Origin of the sequence: Microbacterium immunditiarum, from assembly GCF_013409785.1 — a bacterium.
In the GTDB taxonomy this organism is placed as follows: Bacteria; Actinomycetota; Actinomycetes; order Actinomycetales; family Microbacteriaceae; genus Microbacterium; species Microbacterium immunditiarum.
Genome location: NZ_JACCBV010000001.1, coordinates 421,168 through 438,745 on the forward strand (window position 1 = coordinate 421,168; position 17,578 = coordinate 438,745).

At 68.4% G+C, this 17,578-nt stretch carries 13 protein-coding genes; 6 read left to right on the plus strand and 7 right to left on the minus strand.

Annotated elements, in window-relative coordinates:
• Positions 1-83: 83 nt before the first annotated feature.
• A complete protein-coding gene (locus tag BJ991_RS01940; protein ID WP_179486985.1) occupies positions 84-1,073 on the minus strand; it encodes a LacI family DNA-binding transcriptional regulator in 990 nt (329 codons plus the stop codon).
• A gap of 143 nt (positions 1,074-1,216) precedes the next feature.
• Here BJ991_RS01940 and BJ991_RS01945 point away from each other — a divergent pair, with 143 nt between their 5' ends.
• The 4 genes from BJ991_RS01945 to BJ991_RS01960 all read left to right on the plus strand — a co-directional run bounded on the left by BJ991_RS01945 (position 1,217) and on the right by BJ991_RS01960 (position 6,880).
• Positions 1,217-2,359 carry a glycoside hydrolase family 172 protein gene (locus tag BJ991_RS01945; RefSeq protein WP_179486987.1) on the plus strand — a complete coding sequence of 381 codons (1,143 nt, stop codon included), beginning with the start codon at positions 1,217-1,219 and terminating at the stop codon, positions 2,357-2,359.
• 100 nt (positions 2,360-2,459) lie between these two features.
• Positions 2,460-3,623, plus strand: a complete 1,164-nt coding sequence (locus BJ991_RS01950) for a glycoside hydrolase family 183 protein (RefSeq protein ID WP_179486989.1) — start codon at positions 2,460-2,462, stop codon at positions 3,621-3,623.
• A gap of 61 nt (positions 3,624-3,684) precedes the next feature.
• Entirely contained in the window at positions 3,685-5,217 is a 1,533-nt protein-coding gene (locus tag BJ991_RS01955; protein WP_179486991.1) for a DUF4185 domain-containing protein, read from the plus strand.
• Between the two features lie 7 nt (positions 5,218-5,224).
• The gene (locus BJ991_RS01960) at positions 5,225-6,880 is read left to right on the plus strand and encodes a glycoside hydrolase family 183 protein (RefSeq protein ID WP_179486993.1); all 1,656 of its coding nucleotides are present in this window, start codon (positions 5,225-5,227) and stop codon (positions 6,878-6,880) included.
• Here BJ991_RS01960 and BJ991_RS01965 read toward each other — a convergent pair.
• The 6 genes from BJ991_RS01965 to BJ991_RS01990 all read right to left on the minus strand — a co-directional run bounded on the left by BJ991_RS01965 (position 6,834) and on the right by BJ991_RS01990 (position 14,074).
• Positions 6,834-8,162: an ABC transporter substrate-binding protein gene (locus BJ991_RS01965; RefSeq protein ID WP_179486995.1), complete on the minus strand. Its 1,329-nt coding sequence runs from the start codon at positions 8,160-8,162 to the stop codon at positions 6,834-6,836. The two genes, BJ991_RS01960 and BJ991_RS01965, sit on opposite strands and share 47 nt — an antisense overlap.
• 52 nt (positions 8,163-8,214) lie before the next feature.
• Positions 8,215-9,099 (minus strand): carbohydrate ABC transporter permease, encoded by an 885-nt coding sequence (locus BJ991_RS01970; protein WP_179486997.1) that lies wholly within the window; start codon positions 9,097-9,099, stop codon positions 8,215-8,217.
• Position 9,100: 1 nt separating this feature from the next.
• Positions 9,101-10,057 (minus strand): carbohydrate ABC transporter permease, encoded by a 957-nt coding sequence (locus BJ991_RS01975; protein ID WP_246301003.1) that lies wholly within the window; start codon positions 10,055-10,057, stop codon positions 9,101-9,103.
• A gap of 69 nt (positions 10,058-10,126) precedes the next feature.
• The gene (locus tag BJ991_RS01980; RefSeq protein WP_179486999.1) at positions 10,127-11,476 is read right to left on the minus strand and encodes an ABC transporter substrate-binding protein; all 1,350 of its coding nucleotides are present in this window, start codon (positions 11,474-11,476) and stop codon (positions 10,127-10,129) included.
• A 311-nt stretch (positions 11,477-11,787) separates the two neighbouring features.
• A complete protein-coding gene (locus tag BJ991_RS01985; RefSeq protein ID WP_179487001.1) occupies positions 11,788-12,948 on the minus strand; it encodes a glycoside hydrolase family 183 protein in 1,161 nt (386 codons plus the stop codon).
• 184 nt (positions 12,949-13,132) lie between these two features.
• A complete protein-coding gene (locus BJ991_RS01990) occupies positions 13,133-14,074 on the minus strand; it encodes a serine hydrolase (RefSeq protein WP_218852836.1) in 942 nt (313 codons plus the stop codon).
• Positions 14,075-14,157: 83 nt separating this feature from the next.
• Between BJ991_RS01990 and BJ991_RS01995 the strand changes: the two genes are divergently transcribed.
• Complete coding sequence (locus BJ991_RS01995; protein ID WP_179487005.1) at positions 14,158-15,804, plus strand: PucR family transcriptional regulator; 1,647 nt, start codon at positions 14,158-14,160, stop codon at positions 15,802-15,804.
• A gap of 155 nt (positions 15,805-15,959) precedes the next feature.
• Positions 15,960-17,573: an ABC transporter substrate-binding protein gene (locus BJ991_RS02000; RefSeq protein ID WP_179487007.1), complete on the plus strand. Its 1,614-nt coding sequence runs from the start codon at positions 15,960-15,962 to the stop codon at positions 17,571-17,573.
• Positions 17,574-17,578 lie beyond the last annotated feature (5 nt).

Genomic DNA, 17,578 nt, shown 5'->3' on the forward strand with positions numbered 1-17,578 from the left:
GAGACGAATGCGTTCACTCTAGACGAAATCGATTTCATGCTCAACCGACGAAATCGCCGTCGCGGATGAAACGGGAACTCCGCTCAGCCGCGAGACGGGACGCGCGCGGCCTGGACCTCGCTGCGCAGGACGACCGTGCGCGCAGGCTGGTCGTCGCCGTTGATGCGCTCGAGCAGCATCTTCGCCGCCGTCACGCCCATGTGCCGCGCGGGCAGCCGCACGACGGTCACCACGCTCGGCGACAGGGTCGTGAACGGCAGCGAGCCGACCACCGCGACGCCGAGCTTCGGTGGTGTCAGCCCATGCTCGGTGAGCACCTGGATCGCGCCGACGCCGAGCAGGTTGTTGCCCGCCACGACGGCGTCGGGCGGCTCGGGCAGCGCGAGCAGCTCCTCCATGACCTCGCGCCCGCCGTCGACGCGGAAGGTCGAATAGCGCAGCAGGTCGTCGAACTCCTCGTCGGGAAAGTGCCGCGACAGCACGGCCCGCCAGCCCTGGGCCCGCTCATACGCGGTCTCGATGTGCTGCGGTCCGGTGATGCACGCGACGCGCCGGTAGCCCGCCTGCACGAGATTCTCGGTGGCGGCCTGGCCGGCCGTGCGATTGGCCATGATCACGCCGTCGATGTCGTACCCGGTGCCGCGGTCGACCGCGACGATCGGGCGTCCGGCGGCGAGCAGGCCGTCGAGGTTCGTGTGGTCGGATGCCGCGGCCAGGATGACCCCGGCCATGTGCTCCGAGATCGCGATGTCGAGGTACGTGGCCTCTTTCGCGAGATCGGAGTCGGTGTTGCACAGCACGACCGAGTACCCCGCCTGGGATGCGACGTCTTCGACGCCGCGGGCCATCTCGGTGAAGTACGGGTTCTCGATGTCGGGGATGACGAGCGCGATGACCTCTGCCGCGCGGCGGCGGAGCGTGCGCGCCGTGCGGTTGGGTGTGAACTTAAGCTGGCGCGCGGCCTCGCGCACGGCGAGCGTCTTCTCGTCGGAGACGCCCATGCCGTTGAACACGCGCGACACGGTCGCCGGCGACACGCCGGCGAGCTTCGCGACCTCGTAGATCGTCGCCATGTCACCCTCAGTTCCCCGCTGCCACCGACGTTGACATTGTCGGTCAGCCAACCCTACAGTGTTGAAATCGATTCCAACAGTACCGTGAATCTCCACGCCTTCGCGCCGCGATCCGGCGCGCCGACACGAGGATGTGCCGTCCGATGACCGCTCCCCAGCTGCCCTCCCCCGACCTGTCGTCGATCGCCGGACTCCGCCGGCTGCAGACCCGGTCCATCTCACCCGAGAACTTCGACGGCTCGGTGGGGGGCGGCGGCCGCGCCACCGAGGGCACCGGCGCCTCGTGTGCACGCGACCTCGGCCCGGGCTGGAAGATCTCGCCGAGCGTCGACATCAAGGCCGGTGAGACCTTCGACCTCGCGAACATCGAGGGCGGCGGCAAGATCACGCACATCTGGATCACGACGCACAAGGACAACTGGCGCACCCTCCTGCTGCGCGCGTACTGGGACGGCGCGGACGAGCCCGCCGTCGAGGTCCCGTACGGCGACTTCTTCTGCAACGGCTGGGGCGTGTTCGCCCAGGTGAACTCCCAGGCGATCGCCGCGAACCCCAACGGCGGCTTCAACTCGTACTGGCCGATGCCCTTCCGCACGGGTGCGCGCCTCACGCTCGAGAACACGTCCGTCGTCGACGTGCGCGTCTACTACCAGATCACGTACGAGATCGGCGGCGACTACTCCAACGACGGCTACTTCCACGCGCAGTGGCGCCGCTCGAACCCGCTCGACGAGCTCGTTCCGCACACGATCCTCGAGGGCATCGAAGGCCAGGGCCAGTACGTCGGCACCTACATCGCGTGGGGCGTGAACTCGAACGGCTGGTGGGGCGAGGGCGAGATCAAGTTCTACATGGACGACGACACCGACTACCCCACCATCTGCGGCACCGGCACCGAGGACTACTTCGGCGGAGCCTGGAACTTCGACATCCCCGGCCAGGGTTACACGGAGTTCTCGACTCCCTATCTCGGCATGCCCCAGGTGATCCGCCCCGACGGCCTCTACGTCAGCCAGCAGCGGTTCGGCATGTACCGCTGGCACCTGCTCGACCCGATCTTCTTCACGAAGGGGCTCCCCAAGGTCGACATCCAAGCGCTCGGCTGGCGGAGCGGATGGCGGTACCTCCCGCTCCGCGACGACATCGCGTCGACGGCGTTGTTCTACCTCGACCGGCCGAGCGCGCACCGCCCGGAGACCCCGAGCGCCGATCACCTCGAGATCCACCTGGGCACCGCGCCCGTGCCCGACGTCGGCGCGACGCCTCCGCGGCACCCGCAGGACTGACATGCCCGGTCCGGCGCTCGCCGCGCGGGAAACGCCTTGCGTTCGAAGAGACTCGGGTTCCGCGCCGAGACGCACCGGAGGACACAGCGTCTCGGCGCGAATGGCACGTCTGGCGGGAGCAGTGACGTGCGTCGGACTCGTGGCCGGATGCGCGGCGCAGCCGCAGGAGGGCGGAGTGCCGCAGGGCGCGGCGCTGCGGGGCGAGATCGCGAACGAGGTCACGGCGATCGGCGTCTCCGACGGCGACCTGTGGCCGAGCTGCTGGTCGGACGACGACGCCCTCTACGCCGCGAACGGCGACGGCGCCGGTTTCGGGTCGACGATGAGCGACATCGTCGTGAACCGGATCACCGGCTCACCGGCATCCGACGACATCGAGGGGATCGGACTCGCGGTGGGCGATGACCTCGGCCAGGTCTGGACCGGCCCGGAGTTCACGCGAAAGCCCACCGGGATGCTGTGCGTGGACGGTGCGATCTACCTCGCCGTGCAGGATCTGCGCCGGGACTTCAACACGGCCCCCGCGGCGACGATCGCCCGCAGCGACGACCACGGCGAGACATGGTCGTGGGATACCGCGACCCCGATGTTCGACGATGGGGTCTTCACGACGATCTGGTTCTCCGACTACGGCAAGGACGGCGAGCACGCCCCCGACCCCGCCTACGCGTACGCGTACGGGCTCGACGGCAACTGGCGCGATTCGTTCGACGACTCGGCGCCCGACCCCACGGAGCTGTTCCTCGCCCGCGTCCCCGTCGACGCCGTACAGGATGCCGCGGCGTGGGAGTTCTACGTGGGGCGGCCGGGCGACGACGAGCCCACGTGGACCGGCGACATCACCGCGAAGAGGCCGGTCCTCGTCGACGAGCGCCGTCGGCACCCTTCGGGCGACGACGGTGCAGGAGACTCTGCGGGCACGACTGTCGGCGCGCACGACCTCAGCGTCCTCTCGCAGGGCGGCGTAACCTACCTCCCGAAGCTCGACCGTTACGTGTACACGTCCTGGACGGAGTACACGTTCGAGTTCTTCGAGGCGCCCCAGCCGTGGGGGCCGTGGGCGCCGTTCCTGTCGCGCGATTTCGGCCCGTACCCGTGGGACTCGGACGCGTTCGGCGGCTACGGCACCACGATTCCGTCGAAGTTCCTCTCTGACGACAACCGCACCGCGTGGGTCCAGTCGAACGTGTGCCCGTGCGCCCCGGCGGGCATGTCGTCGTACTGGTTCGGCCTGCGCGAGCTCCGTCTGGACCCGAGCCCCTAGACCAGCACAGCCGAGATCGAGTGCCCGCCATCCGAGCGGGCCGCTACGGAAGGAGAGTGCGATGACGCACTTCGGAAAGTGGATGGGCGCGGCCGCGGTCGGCGGCCTCGTCGTCGCCGGGTCCCTCGCCGGCGCGGCAGGTCCGGCGGTGGCGACGACCGCTGCGACGCCGGTCACCGTCGTCGAGAAGCTGACCGGGCCTGACGCCCCCAACAACACGTGGGGGCGCTGGGACATTAAGGGCACCGACCTCGGCATCATGTGGGACGACGGCAACGGCAAGGTGCTTATGGCGTTCGGCGACACGTTCGGCAACGCGTGGACCGGACCCGGGGGCGGCTCCGGGCACAACGGCAACTGGCGCAGCAACGTGCTCGTCCGATCGAGCGACCGCGACCTCTCGGACGGCATGCTGTTCGAGAGCGCGCCGCAGGCGCCAATGGGCATCGCGAAGGAGCTCATCCCGTCCAGGAAGATCAACGGCGACGAGATGACCACCATCCCCACAGCTGGGATCGCGGTCGGCAAGCGCCAGTACATGGGCTTCATGTCGGTCAAGCAGTGGGGGGAGCCGGGGTACTGGGACACGAACTACGCAGGCATCGCCTACTCCGACGACGATGGGGAAAACTGGACCGTCTCGGACACCCGCTGGGACAACACCCCCGCGGGTGACCATCCGTTCCAGATGCAGGCGTACGCGCGCAAGGGCGGCGACATCTACGTGTTCGGCACGCAGAACGGCCGGAACGGGCCGGCATCCGTCGCCCGTGTCCCCGAGCGCAAGCTCCTCGACAAGTCGGCGTACCGCTATTGGGACGGTCACCGCTGGAGCAAGGACGAGGCGGATGCCGTCCCGATCGTCGAAGCGCCGGTGAGCGAGCTGTCGGTGCAGTACGACGCGTACAGCAAGCGGTTCCTGCTCATGACGCTCTCGGGCGAGGACATCGTGCTGCGCACCGCTAAGAACCCGCAGGGCCCGTGGTCGGCGCCGCAGACGGTCGCGAGCTCGGCCGACTACCCCGGTTTGTACGGCGGCTACTTCCACCCATGGAGCGAAGCCGGCGAGATCTACTTCGCGATGTCGCAGTGGAGTCCGTACAACGTCTACCTCATGCGGATGCAGGTCGACCCGGACGGCCGGATCGTGAACCCGAATCTCGTGTCGAACCCGAGCTTCGAGCGTGCGGACGCGATCGGCGACGGCACGGGCGGGACGTGGGCGTGCACGCCGAACTGCGGCATCGACACCGCGCCGGCGAGCTCCTTCAGCGGCGACCACAACGCGTTCGTGCGATACAACACGGGCTGGCGGAACATCTGGCAGGACGTCACGGTCCAGCCGAACACCAGCTATCGCCTGACCGGCTGGGTGCGCACGTCCGTCAACAGCGATGCGGGATTCTTCGGCGCGCGCACCACAGAGGGGAACGTCGTCTCCGAGGCGCACTTCGTCTCACTCGGCCCGTGGACCAAGCTCACCGTCGACTTCGAGAGTGGACCCCTCAGCACCGTGCAGGTCTTCGCGGGGGTGTGGACCAACAGCGGCGACATCTGGCTGCAGGTGGACGACGTCGCCGTCATCCGGCAGTGACCGCGGGATGACGAAGATCCGCATCATGGGCGGGGCGCCGGTGGCATCCGGCGTCCCGCCGCTGCGCCTCCGCGTCGCGCACGTCGACCAGGCCAACACGGTGCTCACGGCGAGCGACGGCGACCTGTGGCCGTCCGCGTGGGCAGATGATGGCGCGCTGTATGCGGCCGCCGGCGACGGCACCGGCTTCGCCCGGCACGTCTGGAGCGACATCGTCGTCAACCGCATCGACGGTCATCCCGAGACGGGGCTGACCGGCGAGCGGCTCAGCGACGGCGATGCGGTCGCGCCGATCTGGCAGCCGGGCTCGTTCAACCGGAAGCCGACGGGGATGGTGGCTGTCGACGGCAACGGCGACAGCCGCGACGAGCTGTACCTCGCGGTGCAGGACCTGCGCATGCCGGACGCCGTGGGTGGCTTCGACGAGGCGCCCACGGCGACGGTGGTGCGATCGGACGACTACGGCCGCACATGGACCTGGCCGCGCGACCCGATGTTCTCAGACCACGTCTTCACGACCATCATGTTCCTCGACCTCGGCCAGTCCAACGGGGGCAGCCCGTGGGTGTACGCATACGGCATCGACGGCAACTGGCGCACGTCGTTCGCGAAGCTCGTCAACGACCCCACACGGCTCTTCCTCGCCCGCGTGCCGGCGGCGTCGGTGCAGGATCGGGCGACCTGGGAGTTCGTGAGCGCCTTCGAGGCCGACGGAACGCCGGCGTGGTCACGCGACATCACCCGCCGCATCCCCGTCCTCGTCGACGAGCGCCGCTTCTACCCGACGCCCGCGTTCGGCAACGGCGCTCACGACTTCACCTGCATCGCGCAGGGCTCGGTCGTGTGGAACCCGGGTCTCGGCCGCTACCTCTACTCGACGTGGAGCGAGTACACGTTCGAGTTCTTCGAGGCACCCGCACCGTGGGGTCCGTGGCGACTGCTGCACAGCCACGACTTCGGCCACTTCCCGTGGCACGGACCCCGGTCGCCGCTCGCGAAGCACGGCGGCTACGCCCCGACGATGCCGTCGAAGTTCATCTCGCCCGACGGGCGGGACCTGTGGCTGCAGAGCAACTGGTTCGTGCCGGCGTCGTCGCGGGGCGGACGCGCCTACTGCTTCGGACTGCGCCGCGTGCGGTTCGATCCCGGCCAAGCCGCCGTCACTGCGGCATCCGGCAACCTCGCCCGCTGCCTCGACGCGTCTCCGCTCGTGTCCCGCGTGCGCGAGGGACACGAGTCGGTGCTCGCCGACGGCCGGCGCGACATCGCGGAGGACTCGGCGTTCGGTCCGGGCTCGGGTGAGGACGTCTGGGGCTACGAGTGGCCATCGCCGCGTCGGTTCGATCGCATCGTGTACGCGCCGGGGCCGCAGGACTCCCTCGGCGGATGGTTCGCGGACGGTCCACGCGTCGAGGTGCGCGTCGACGGGCGGTGGATGCCCGTGCTTCGCGTGACGGTGAAACCGCCGTACCGCAACGACTTCACAGCACTCGAAGAGGACGAGTATGTCTTCACCTTCGCCCCGGTGACCGCCGACGGCGTCCGACTCACGGGCACCGCCGGCGGACCGCTGCGCTACACCTCGATCTCCGAGCTGGAGGTGTGGGCGCCCGCGTCTAGCCCTGCTGGTCGGCCAGGCCCAGATCGCCGATCACCTTCGTGATCGTCGCGCCGGCCTCCGCCTGCGCCTGCGCAATGTCTCCGCCGCGCATCGCCTTCTCCAGAGCCGTGCCCATCGCAAGGCTCACCTGCCAGTCATACGTCGGCTCGAGGATCGCGGTCTTGGTCGACTCGAGCAGCACGTCGTAGAACGGGTTCACGGTGCGGTTCGGGTCTGCGGCGAGCTCCTCGGCGAGCGAATTCCGCGGCGAGAGTTTCGTGAACTTCGTGCCGGTGAAGTACGCCTTGGGGACCGACGTGCCCTCCGCGAGCATCCAGCTGATGGCGGATGCCGCAGCCTCGACGTTCTTCGACTTCGCGTCGACGCCGATCGTCCAGCCGCCGAGCGTGGAGGTCGTGCGGCTCGGGTCGCCGTCGACGGTGGGCATGGGGGCGACCGCGAGCTTGTCGATCATCTGCGGATAGTCGGCGAGGAGGAGGCTGATGGCCCACGAGCCCGACGCCATGCTGGCGAGCTTCCCCTGTCCGAGCGGGGATGCGTCGCCGTATCCGGACAGCGCCTGCTTCGCGAGGATCCCCTTGCCGTACAGGTCCTGATAGAACTGGAACAGCGGTTCGTACTTCGCGTCGGTCGCCTCCTCCTCGGACCAGTCCTCCGAGATGGGCAGGTGACCTGCCGTGCCGAACTGGGCGCCCCACGTCGTCCACGACAGCTCCACCGCGTTCTGCGCGATCTGGAACGGGACGGTCTTGTCGTCGGTCGCCTTGAGCTTCAGGCCGGCGTCGATGAGCTCGTCCCACGTCTTCGGCGGCGCCGCCGGGTCGAGCCCTGCCGCCTCGTAGAGGTCGGTGCGGTAGAACAGGAGCGCGCTGGGCTCGTAGTAGATCGGGTAGGCGTACTGCTCGCCGTCGACGGTCACCGCATCGAGGAAGCGCTCGTCGAGATCCTTCCAGCCTTCTTCGGAGATGTGATCCGTGATCGGCGCCAACTGCGCGTTGCGGGCGTTCATCGGCACAGCCGAATAGTTCATCGTGTACATGTCCGGAGCCTTGCCGGCGGCCTGCGCGGCCTTGAGCTTCTGCTCCCACGCGTCGCCGGGCACGACGGTGAGCACGACCTTCACGTCGTTCTGGGCGGCGTTGAAATCCTGCACCGCCTTCTTGAACCACGCGTTGTCCTCATTGGAGAACTGGTTCTGCCAGAACTGCACGGTGGTGACCCCGTCGGCGTCGGCGTCACCGCCCCCTGACCCGCAGGCGGTGGTCATGGCGAGCGTTCCGATGGCGACCGTCGCGATCGCCAGGCGTACTGCTGAGTGCTTCATTGCGCCTCCTCTTGGTGAACAGGGTGGGAGGTCAGTCGCCCCGGCGACGCCCTCACTTGAGACCGGCCATCTTGATGTTGCCGATGATCTGCCGCTGGAAGATCAGAAAGAGGATGATCACCGGAGCCGCGGCGAGGGCGGATCCCGCCATGAGCAGGCCCAGCTCGGTGCTGCGCTCCGACCGGAAGGTGGCCAGGTACTGCTGCACGACGAACTGCTCGGGCGTGGTGATGGTCATGATCGGCCACACGTACGAGTTCCAGTACGCGAGGAAGGCCGTGATGCCCATGACGACGAACGGCGGCTTCGACAGCGGCAGGAACAGGTGCGTGAAGATGCGGAAGCGCCCGCATCCGTCGAGCATCGCGGCCTCTTCGAGGCTCGATGGGATGCTCAGGTAGAACTGCCGGATGAAGAAGATCATCCCGGCGCTCGCGGCGCCCGGGATGACGAGCACCGCGAGGGTGTCGAGCATCTGCAGGTTCGTCACGACGATGAAGCTCGTGAGGAGGATCGTCATGCCGGGGATGAACATCGTCGTGATGACGAGCACCCACAGCGTGCGCTTGAACCGGAAGTCCAGGCGGGCGAACGCGTAGGCCGCGAGCGAGTTCACGGTGAGCGCGAGGAGCGTGAAGAGCGCGGCGCCGAGGAACGTCCACAGCATGGTCCGCGTGAACGTCGGGTCGGCGAGGATCTGGACGTAGTTCTCCCAGTGCCACACCTCGGGGAAGAACTGGAACGGCGTCTGGATGACCTCGGTCTTGGACTTGAAGCCCGCGATCACCATCCACGCGAGCGGGAAGAGCGCCGCCAGAACGAACACGGCTCCGGCGATGGTCTTGCCGATCGCGTAGAGCCACCAGAGGCCGTCGCGGTGCTTGCGCCGCGTGGGAGCGGGTGCGGAGGTGTGCGCGACGTCGAGAGCGACCGCCATGTCAGTCCACCAGCCTCTCGGAGTTGACGAATTTGAACACGAGCGCCGACACCGTGCCGAGCACGACGAACAGCAGCAGCGCGGCGGCGATCGAGTACCCGACGTTTATGTCGTTGCGGAAGTGGTTGAAGATGAACAGGTTCGGCAGGGTCGTCGAGTCCAGCGGTCCGCCGCCGGTCATGACCAGGGGAAGCTCGAACTGCTGGATCGCCGCGACGAAGCCGGTGATGAGCAGGTACAGCCCGACGTTCTTCAGCTGCGGCAGCGTGATGAACGCCGTCTTCTGCCACCAGTTCGCGCCCTCCATCGAGGCCGCCTCGTAGTACTCGGTCGGGATGTCGATCATCGCGGCGACCATGATGAGCGATGTCAGGCCGAGCCCGAGCCACACCGCCGGCACGGCGATGGCGAGCAGCGCCCACGCCGGGTCTCCGATCCACGCGACCGGGTCGATGCCGAAGACGGCGAGCGCCGCGTTGAGCAGACCGCCCGAGTAGTTGTAGATGAGGGCGAAGATGATCGAGGTGATCACCGACGAGATGATCGTCGGGATGTAGATGCTCACCTTGAGCGTGCTCGCCGCCCACCGGGACACGCTCACGACGAGGCTCGCGAAGAAGAACGCGAGCAGCAGCATGACCGGGACGGTCATGAGCACGAACACGAACCCGCGCCCGATCGCCGCCCAGAAGAGCGGGTCGTTGAGCACGTTCGTGAAGTTGCGCCAGCCGACGAACTCGGGGTCCTTGTAGAAGCTCCAGTCGTGGAACGAGAGGTAGATCGCGTAGATCGCCGGCCAGATGACGAAGATCCCGAGGAGCACGACCGCGGGAAGGATCAGGAAGTAGGCGATCCGCCCGTCCCGATAGCGGTACTTGGCGTGCTGACGTCGGGCGTGACGGCCGCCGGGCTGAATCATCGGCTTCGTCTCGCTCATCATCGTCTGCGTCGCGGTCATGTGCTCACCTCGTTGTGATGCGTGACGGATCCGGGGGCCGGATCACCGACCCCCGGATGTCATGGGCTGTCAGGACTTGGGCGCCTTGCTCGGCAGATCGTCACGCTGGATCACCGTGTTGATCGCGTCTTCCGCCGTCTTGATGGCGTCGTCCACCGACGCGGCCCCCTTCATGACCGACTCCATCGCGGTGCCCACCGCGAGCGAGATGTCCCACGGGTAGGTGGGCTCGGGGATCGCGGTCGGCGCGATGTCGTTGACGATGATGCCGGACCACGGGGCATCCGCCGCTGCGGCGTCAGCCGCCACCGCGTCCTGCACCGACTCGCGCACCGGCACCTTGGTGAACTGCGTGTTCACGAAGAACGGCACGAGGTTCTCCGGGTCGCCCGCGATCGCCCACTCGAGGAACTTGCCCGCCGCCTCGGCGTTCTTGCTCTTCGCGTCGACGACCCACTTGAAGTTCCCGAGCGTCGTGGCCGTGTCGCCCTCCGCGTCGTCCGCGTTCGGGAACGCGCCGATGCCCGTCTTGCCGAGCAGGTCGGGGTAGTCCGAGCCGATCTCCGACATCATCCACGAGCCCGAGACCTTGAAGGCGGCCTTCTGCTCGCCGAAGTCCTTGCCCTCCACGTATGCGGCGAGAGCCTGCTTGGGCATGTAGTCGTTATCCCACAGCTCCTTGTAGCTCTCCATGAGCGACTTGTAGCCGGAGTCGTTGATGTCGGGCGCCGTCCAGTCGGAGGTGAGCGCGGTGTGACCCGAGAAGTTGTACTGCTGGCCGACCGTCGACCACGCGAAGGTGACCGCGTCGCTCGCGGGCGAGATGCAGTACTGGCCGTCCGAGAGCGTCGGCTGGATCTCGGCGCACATGTCGATGAGCTCGCCCCACGTCGCGGGTCCGACCTCGGGGTCGAGGCCCGCGGCCGAGAGCATGTCCTTGTTCCAGAAGAGGACCGTCTGGGGCTCGAGCAGGAGCGGGTAGGCGTAATACGTGTCGCCGACCGCCGAGACGGGCAGCGCGGCGTCGATGATCTCGCCGAGCGCGTCGTCCGAGACGATGCCGTTCAGCTCGTGCAGCTGTCCCGCGTTCACCGCGTCCTGGATCGAGCCGGGGTGCGTGTAGATGTCGGGGGCCTTGCCGGCGGCCTGCGCGGACTTCATCTTCTGGTCCCACGCGTCGGCGGGCACCTCGGTGTCGACGACCTTGATCTCGTCCTGCGACTCGTTGAACTTCTTGACGATGTCGGCGTACCACTCGTTCTCGACGGGCGTGAACGTGCGGTGCCAGAACTGGATCGTCGTGACGCCGTCGGCGCTGTCGCCCGTGTCGCCTCCGCCCGCGCCGCATCCGGCGAGCAGAGCACCGACGGCTGCGGTCGCCACGACAGTGACTGCGAGCCTGCTGTACCTCTTGTGCATTCTTCGTCCCTCCTCAGGAACACGACTCTTCGGTGAGCCGGAGCTGTGGCCGGTCAGGGGAGCCCGGTCTGATCCGATCGCGCGACCACGCCCTGCGCGGATCGACGTTGATCTCGTCCTGGGTCAGAGTAGGCGAAATCGATTTCAAGCGCAACGGTCATGCCGGTCGAGCCTAACCACGCATGACGGATGCCGGGGCCGCGTGGCCGCAGGAAATCGCGCCGCACGGCGGTAGATCTGCCCACGCGGGCGACGAGTCGGCGTGGCATCCGGTTTGTATCGATTTCACAACGAGGCGACGTCGGCCAGCGTCAGTCAGCCGCCTTCTCGAGGTCGACCGAGAACCAGAAGACGTTGTACGGACCCCACAGCGACATCGCGAAGTAGATGCGCCTGCCGCCCTCGTCGACGTAACGCGGATTCATGAACGGGGCGTAGAGACCGGGGTAGTCGGACGCCCGCACCAGCTCGATGGGGTCGCCCCACGGCCCCCACGGGGTGATCCCCTCGCGGATGTAGGCGTTCCCGGCATCCGAGGACGTCATGATCCAGCGGTCGAGATACTCCGACCACATGACCGACAGCTCGCCGATCGTGCCCTCGATGACCGTCTCGGCGGCCTCCATGTCGGAGACCCACCGGGGGTTGCCGTCGTCGTCGGTTCCCGCGAAGTAGGTGTACGCCGCCTGGTCTTCGACGGCTTGTTCGGTCGCCGGCACCCGCATGAGCTGCACGCCGCCGAACCTGCCCGCCGGGATCGCCCAGAAGTACAGGTACTCCGTGCCCCCGTCCTCGACCCGCACGGGCGCCACCTGGATGAAGTTCGAGTCGCCCGGCCACCGCGGGCTCTCGAGCGCGGTCCACGTCTCGCCCCGGTCGGTCGACTTCGCGAGTCCTGCGTGATTCGCGTCCCACGTGCCCGGCTCGCCCCAATACGACACGGACATGTACGAGATGTAGAGCGTCTCGCCGATCGCGAACCCGTGCGTCGGGATCTTGGTGACCTCGCCGTCGCCGTCGTTGATGTCGTGCTCGCCCTCGACGAGCGCCTGCGCCCAGCCGAGGTCATCCGCCGGCGCCCATCCGTCGAACGCGATGCCGTCGGACGGGTCGTCGTCGGTCGTCCACGCCGACACGTTCGAGCGCCAGATCCCGCCCTGGCCGCCCGTCGACTCGGGGGCGCGCTCGCCGAACGTGTCGCCGAAGAAGAAGTACGTGCGGTCGCCGAGGTTCGCCATCGAGCCGAGGTCGGTGCCGGCGACCGCCGCGGCCTCGGTGTCGTTGATCGCATCCGGACCCGTGAGCTGCGCGATCTCGGTCAGGTTCGAGACCCCGTCCAGCACGAACGGCTTGTCCGCGCCGCTCTCGACGGACGGCAGCGAGCCCGCGCACGCCGTCATGCCGAGGGCGAGAGCGACGGATGCGGCGACCGCCGCGGCGGCTCGGACGCGGGCACGGGCTCGTTCGGCCATGGATCCTCCTCGATCGACGCGTGCCACGATACGTCGGATCGGATGCCAAGCGAAATCGATTTCAATCGAGCGAGCGGACTGAGGGGGAACGCCGAGTGCACGGCTTCGCGTCGAGTGAACGACCCGGATGCGTCGCCACGCCGCGCTTTCGACGCGAAGCCGTGCACTCGCGGGAGGCGCCGGGTCAGGCCGGGTACGCGGTCTGCGATTCGCGCAGGTAGTCCGTGGCGATGCGGGCCGCCGTGCCGATCACGCGATCTGCGTCGGGGTTGCGCTGCTCGAGCCACGGCTCCTGGAGGAACACGCCGATCGCGAAGCGCTCGCCCGTGGGGTATTCGACGACGCCGGCCTCGTTGCGGACGCCGAAGATCGTGCCGGTCTTGCCGCTCACCCGGATGCGCGAGTCGGGGAACCCCGCCATGAGGCGGTGCGGCCACGCCTGCTGCCCGAGGATGCGGCGCACCTCGGCGGCGGCATCCGCTCCGATCACCTCGTCGCGCCACACCGCGGCGAGCAGGGTCGTGATCTCGCGCGGCGTCGTGCGGTCGGTCGCCGCCGGGTCGCTGCAGCTGAGGCCGCGGATGCGATCGGCGATGCCCCCCTCGTCGGCCCTCACCGCGGCGTCGAGCTGCTCGAGGCTCATGCCGAGGTCCTCCTCGATGCTGCGGAAGATGCCGCGGCAGTCCACCTCGACGGTCGTGCGCTCGAGGCCGAAGGTGCGGAGGGTGGCGTTCACGGCGTCGAGGCCGACGAGGTCGGCGATGACGTCGGTCGCGCGGTTGTCGCTCACCGACATCATGAGGAACGCGAGGTCGCGCAGCGACAGCTCGACATCGTCGAGCATTGGGGCGATGCCGGTCGAGCCCGGCACGACGTACTCTCCGGCGGCGATGCGGATGCGCTCGACCGGGGTGCGCCGGCCGGTCGTGTACTGGCGGCAGAGCTCGACGAGGATCGGCAGCTTGAAGACGCTCGCGGTGACGACGAGCTCGTCGGAGTTCACCCCGATTTCGTGACCCGTGTCGATGTCGACGGCGTGGAGGAGGCCGCGTACTCCGACGACCGCGAACTCGTCGAGGATCGCGTCACGGGCTGCGGCGAGGTCGCGAACGGTGATGGGGGTCACGCGTCCAAGTATGGTCAAGGCGTTGTCCACAGCCTTTGGTCGATCGGCCGAATCGGATGGGCCGCGTATGTACAATCTCGCGAATGCCTGTCTCCCCCGGCTCATCCGCCGTCATAGCCGACGCGCCGAGTCTCGGCACACTGCCCAGCCTCGGCACGCTCATGGACCGCTTCGGAGCGGGACTGCTCTCCCTCGAATCGGGTCCGCTCGACCGCCGCCGGCGCGTATCCGCCGTGAACCTGTACGACCCCGCCTCGCGCATCCCGCTCGACGCCGACGCGATCGTGCTCGACATGACGGCGACCGACGCAGAGTCCGCGGTGGCGCGTGTGCGCGAGTGTGCTGCCGCGCGGGCATCCGCCCTCGTGCTGCGCAGTCCCGTGCCGTCGACGCCCGAGCTCTCGCGCGCCGCGGAGGAAGGGTGCGTCGCCGTCCTCGGCCTCGCCGACGGCGCGTCGTGGATGCAGATCGCGACGTTCCTCACGCGTGCGCTGCAGATCGACGCGATCGGCACGCCGGAGGCCGCGACCGATCCCGGCACCGACCTCTTCGAACTTGCGAACTCGCTCGCGTCGCTCGTGCACGCGCCGATCACGATCGAGGACCTGTCGTCGCGCGTGCTCGCGTTTTCGGCCGACCAGGCCGGAACGGACGAGGCGCGGCGGCTGACGATCCTCGGCCTCCAGGTGCCCGACACGTACAGCGAGACCGTGCGGCAGCGCGGGCTCTTCCGGCAGATCTACACGTCCGATCGTCCGGTGTTCATGGCATCGCCGCATCCGGAGGTCCTTCCCCGCGTCGCGATGCGGGTCAAGGCCGGCGAGGAGCTGCTGGGCTCGATCTGGGCGATCGTGTCGGAGCCCCTCAGCGCGCAGCGCGAGCAGGGGATGGTCGAGGCCGCACGGCTCGTCGCGCTCACGATGCTGCGCGCGCGCGTCGCCGCAGACGCGTCGCAGCGCCTGCGCGCGGGTCTCGTGTCGCAGCTCCTCGACGGGGGCGCGCGCTCGCGCGAGGCCGCGCAGCAGCTCAACATCGCGGACTCCCCCGCGTGCGTCATCGCCCTCGCGGCGCAGCACGCGGAGGGTCGCTCCGAGGGCGACGAAGCGCGCGACGAGGCCCAGGCGCAGCGCACCGCGAGCGCCTTCAGCACGTACCTCCAGCCGATCTACCCGCGCGCGATCGCGGCGCTGCTCGGCGGCGTGATCTACGCGGTGCTCCCGCTGCGCTCCGGCGGGACGGCCGAAGCGGTGTCGGTGGCGCGCGGCTTCGTCGAGCGCATCGAGACGCCCTCGCCGCTGTTCGCGGGCGTCGGGGATGTCCTGACCGAGATCGCGCAGCTGCCGGAATCGCGGCGGGGGGCGGATGCCGCGCTCCGCGTACTGCGGACGAGGCGGCGCGGAGGCGAGCGCGTCGCGGAGTTCTCGCAGGTGCAGGTCGACGCGCTCATGCTGCGCGTGTCGGACTCGCTCATCGCCGACCGCGTCCACCCCGCGGGTCCGCTCGCGACCCTCATCGAGTACGACCGAGACCACGACACGACGCTCGTCAACACGCTGCGCGCGTGGCTCGATCACTTCGGCGACGTGACCGCGGCATCCGCGCGGTGCCATGTGCACAAGAACACGTTCCGGTACCGCCTGACGCGGATCGCCGAGATCGCGGACGTCGACCTGACCGATCCCGAGACCCGCTTCGGCCTCATGCTGCAGTTCCGGCTCTTCGAGATCTGACCCGACCCGACCGAACCCCACCCACCTCGTGCATCTGACCGAACGCCGTCGGCAGCGTTGGACGAACGCACGATGAATTCTCCGGAACGCGCACGGATCGTTAACGGGATGCCGACCCCCCTGCATCGTTCCCGCGCACATGATCGAGGATGCTCATGAACAGAACCCGCGCCTTGGCCATCCTGTCGGTGGCCCTGGTAACCCCCCTCGCCCTCGCCGGCTGCTCGACAGGCACGCCCTCCGGCAACAGCGGGGCTTCAGACGACTTCGCGATCGACGGCACCTTCTCCGTCGCGATCGCGCAGGATCCGGGCGACCTCAACCCGCTGCTGACGAACCTCGTCGCAGCACAGGTCGTCAACGCCTTCGCGTACGAGTCGCTCGTCTTCGTCGACCCCGAGACGAGCGAGATGCAGCCGCTCCTCGCCGAGAGCTGGGAGGAGGTGAGCCCGACCGAGGTGAACTTCACCATCAAGGACGGCATCACGTGCTCCGACGGCAGTGAGTTCACCGCCGAGACGGCGGCCGCCAACTTCAACTGGATCGTCGACGAGGCGAACGGCTCACCGCTGCGCGACTCGATCATCCCGTCATCCGCCGTCGCGACCGCCGAGGGCAATGTCGTGACGGTCGAGGTCCCCGAGCCGAAGCCGTTCCTCCTCAACAACCTCGGCGGCCAGGCGATGGTGTGCGACGCCGGGCTCGAGGATCCGTCGTCGGTGTCGGCCGCGAGCAACGGCACGGGCCTGTTCGAGATCACCGAGGTCGTCGCGAACGACCACGTGACGCTCACGCGCCGCGACGGGTACTCGTGGGGTCCCGAAGGCTTCGCGACGTCCGACACCCCCGGCGCGCCGAAGACGGTGACGGTCAAGGTCGTGACGGATGCCTCGACCACCGCCAACCTGCTGCTCTCGAAGGGCCTCAACGCGGCGGTCGTCTCCGGAGCCGACGAGGCACGCCTCGCGGACCTCGACTACAAGTCGTCGCCGAACCTGTCGGGCGAGCTCATCTTCAACCACCTCGCCGGCGTGTCGACCGCGGACGTCGAGGTGCGCACCGCGCTCACGCAGGCCGCGGACCTCGACAGCTTCACCGACATCATCACGGGCGGCAAGGGCGAGCGTGCGACGTCGCTCATCACCGTCGAGCCCAAGACGTGCGCGTACGACAGCATCGCCGACCGTCTTCCCGAGTACGACGAGGACGCCGCCGCGGCCACCCTCGAGGACGCCGGATGGGCCAAGAACGCCGACGGCGTGTACGAGCGCGACGGGCAGCCCCTGCACGTGACGCTCGTGTACAACAACACGACCGACACCGTGAGCGCGGCATCCGAGTACCTCGCCACGCAGTGGGAGAACCTCGGCGTCGAGGTCGAGCTCAAGGGCGGCGACCAGGGCTTCCTCGTCGGGAGCACGTTCGCGGCATCCGACCCGAGCGGGTGGAATGTGAGCGTCGGTCTGAACCTGCAGTCGAACACGCCGGAGATCTTCATCCCGTACCTCAGCGGGCCGACGATCCCCGAGGGCACGAACTTCCCGTCGATCGACAACCAGGAGTACGTCGACCTGACCGCGGAGGCCTCGCTCGAGGTGGGCGACGCCGCGTGCGACCTGTGGAAGCAGGCCGAGCAGGCGCTGTTCGACGCGGTCGACATCATCCCGGTGTCGGTCACGCCCTACAAGATGTACTTCAACGGCGCCACGTCGCTCGTCGCCCCGGTCGCGGGCATCCTCCCCGCCGGCGCGATCCGCGTCCTCAAGTGATCCGG

Bases quoted from the DNA above. Each gene is read 5' to 3' on its own strand.
- BJ991_RS01970 (WP_179486997.1), bottom strand. From the start codon at position 9,099: ATGGCGGTCGCTCTCGACGTCGCGCACACCTCCGCACCCGCTCCCACG.
- BJ991_RS01975 (WP_246301003.1), bottom strand. From the start codon at position 10,057: ATGACCGCGACGCAGACGATGATGAGCGAGACGAAGCCGATGATTCAG.
- BJ991_RS01940 (WP_179486985.1), bottom strand. From the start codon at position 1,073: ATGGCGACGATCTACGAGGTCGCGAAGCTCGCCGGCGTGTCGCCGGCG.
- BJ991_RS01945 (WP_179486987.1), top strand. From the start codon at position 1,217: ATGACCGCTCCCCAGCTGCCCTCCCCCGACCTGTCGTCGATCGCCGGA.
- BJ991_RS01985 (WP_179487001.1), bottom strand. From the start codon at position 12,948: ATGGCCGAACGAGCCCGTGCCCGCGTCCGAGCCGCCGCGGCGGTCGCC.
- BJ991_RS01965 (WP_179486995.1), bottom strand. From the start codon at position 8,162: ATGAAGCACTCAGCAGTACGCCTGGCGATCGCGACGGTCGCCATCGGA.
- BJ991_RS01950 (WP_179486989.1), top strand. From the start codon at position 2,460: ATGGCACGTCTGGCGGGAGCAGTGACGTGCGTCGGACTCGTGGCCGGA.
- BJ991_RS01980 (WP_179486999.1), bottom strand. From the start codon at position 11,476: ATGCACAAGAGGTACAGCAGGCTCGCAGTCACTGTCGTGGCGACCGCA.
- BJ991_RS01960 (WP_179486993.1), top strand. From the start codon at position 5,225: ATGACGAAGATCCGCATCATGGGCGGGGCGCCGGTGGCATCCGGCGTC.
- BJ991_RS01955 (WP_179486991.1), top strand. From the start codon at position 3,685: ATGACGCACTTCGGAAAGTGGATGGGCGCGGCCGCGGTCGGCGGCCTC.
- BJ991_RS01995 (WP_179487005.1), top strand. From the start codon at position 14,158: ATGCCTGTCTCCCCCGGCTCATCCGCCGTCATAGCCGACGCGCCGAGT.
- BJ991_RS02000 (WP_179487007.1), top strand. From the start codon at position 15,960: ATGAACAGAACCCGCGCCTTGGCCATCCTGTCGGTGGCCCTGGTAACC.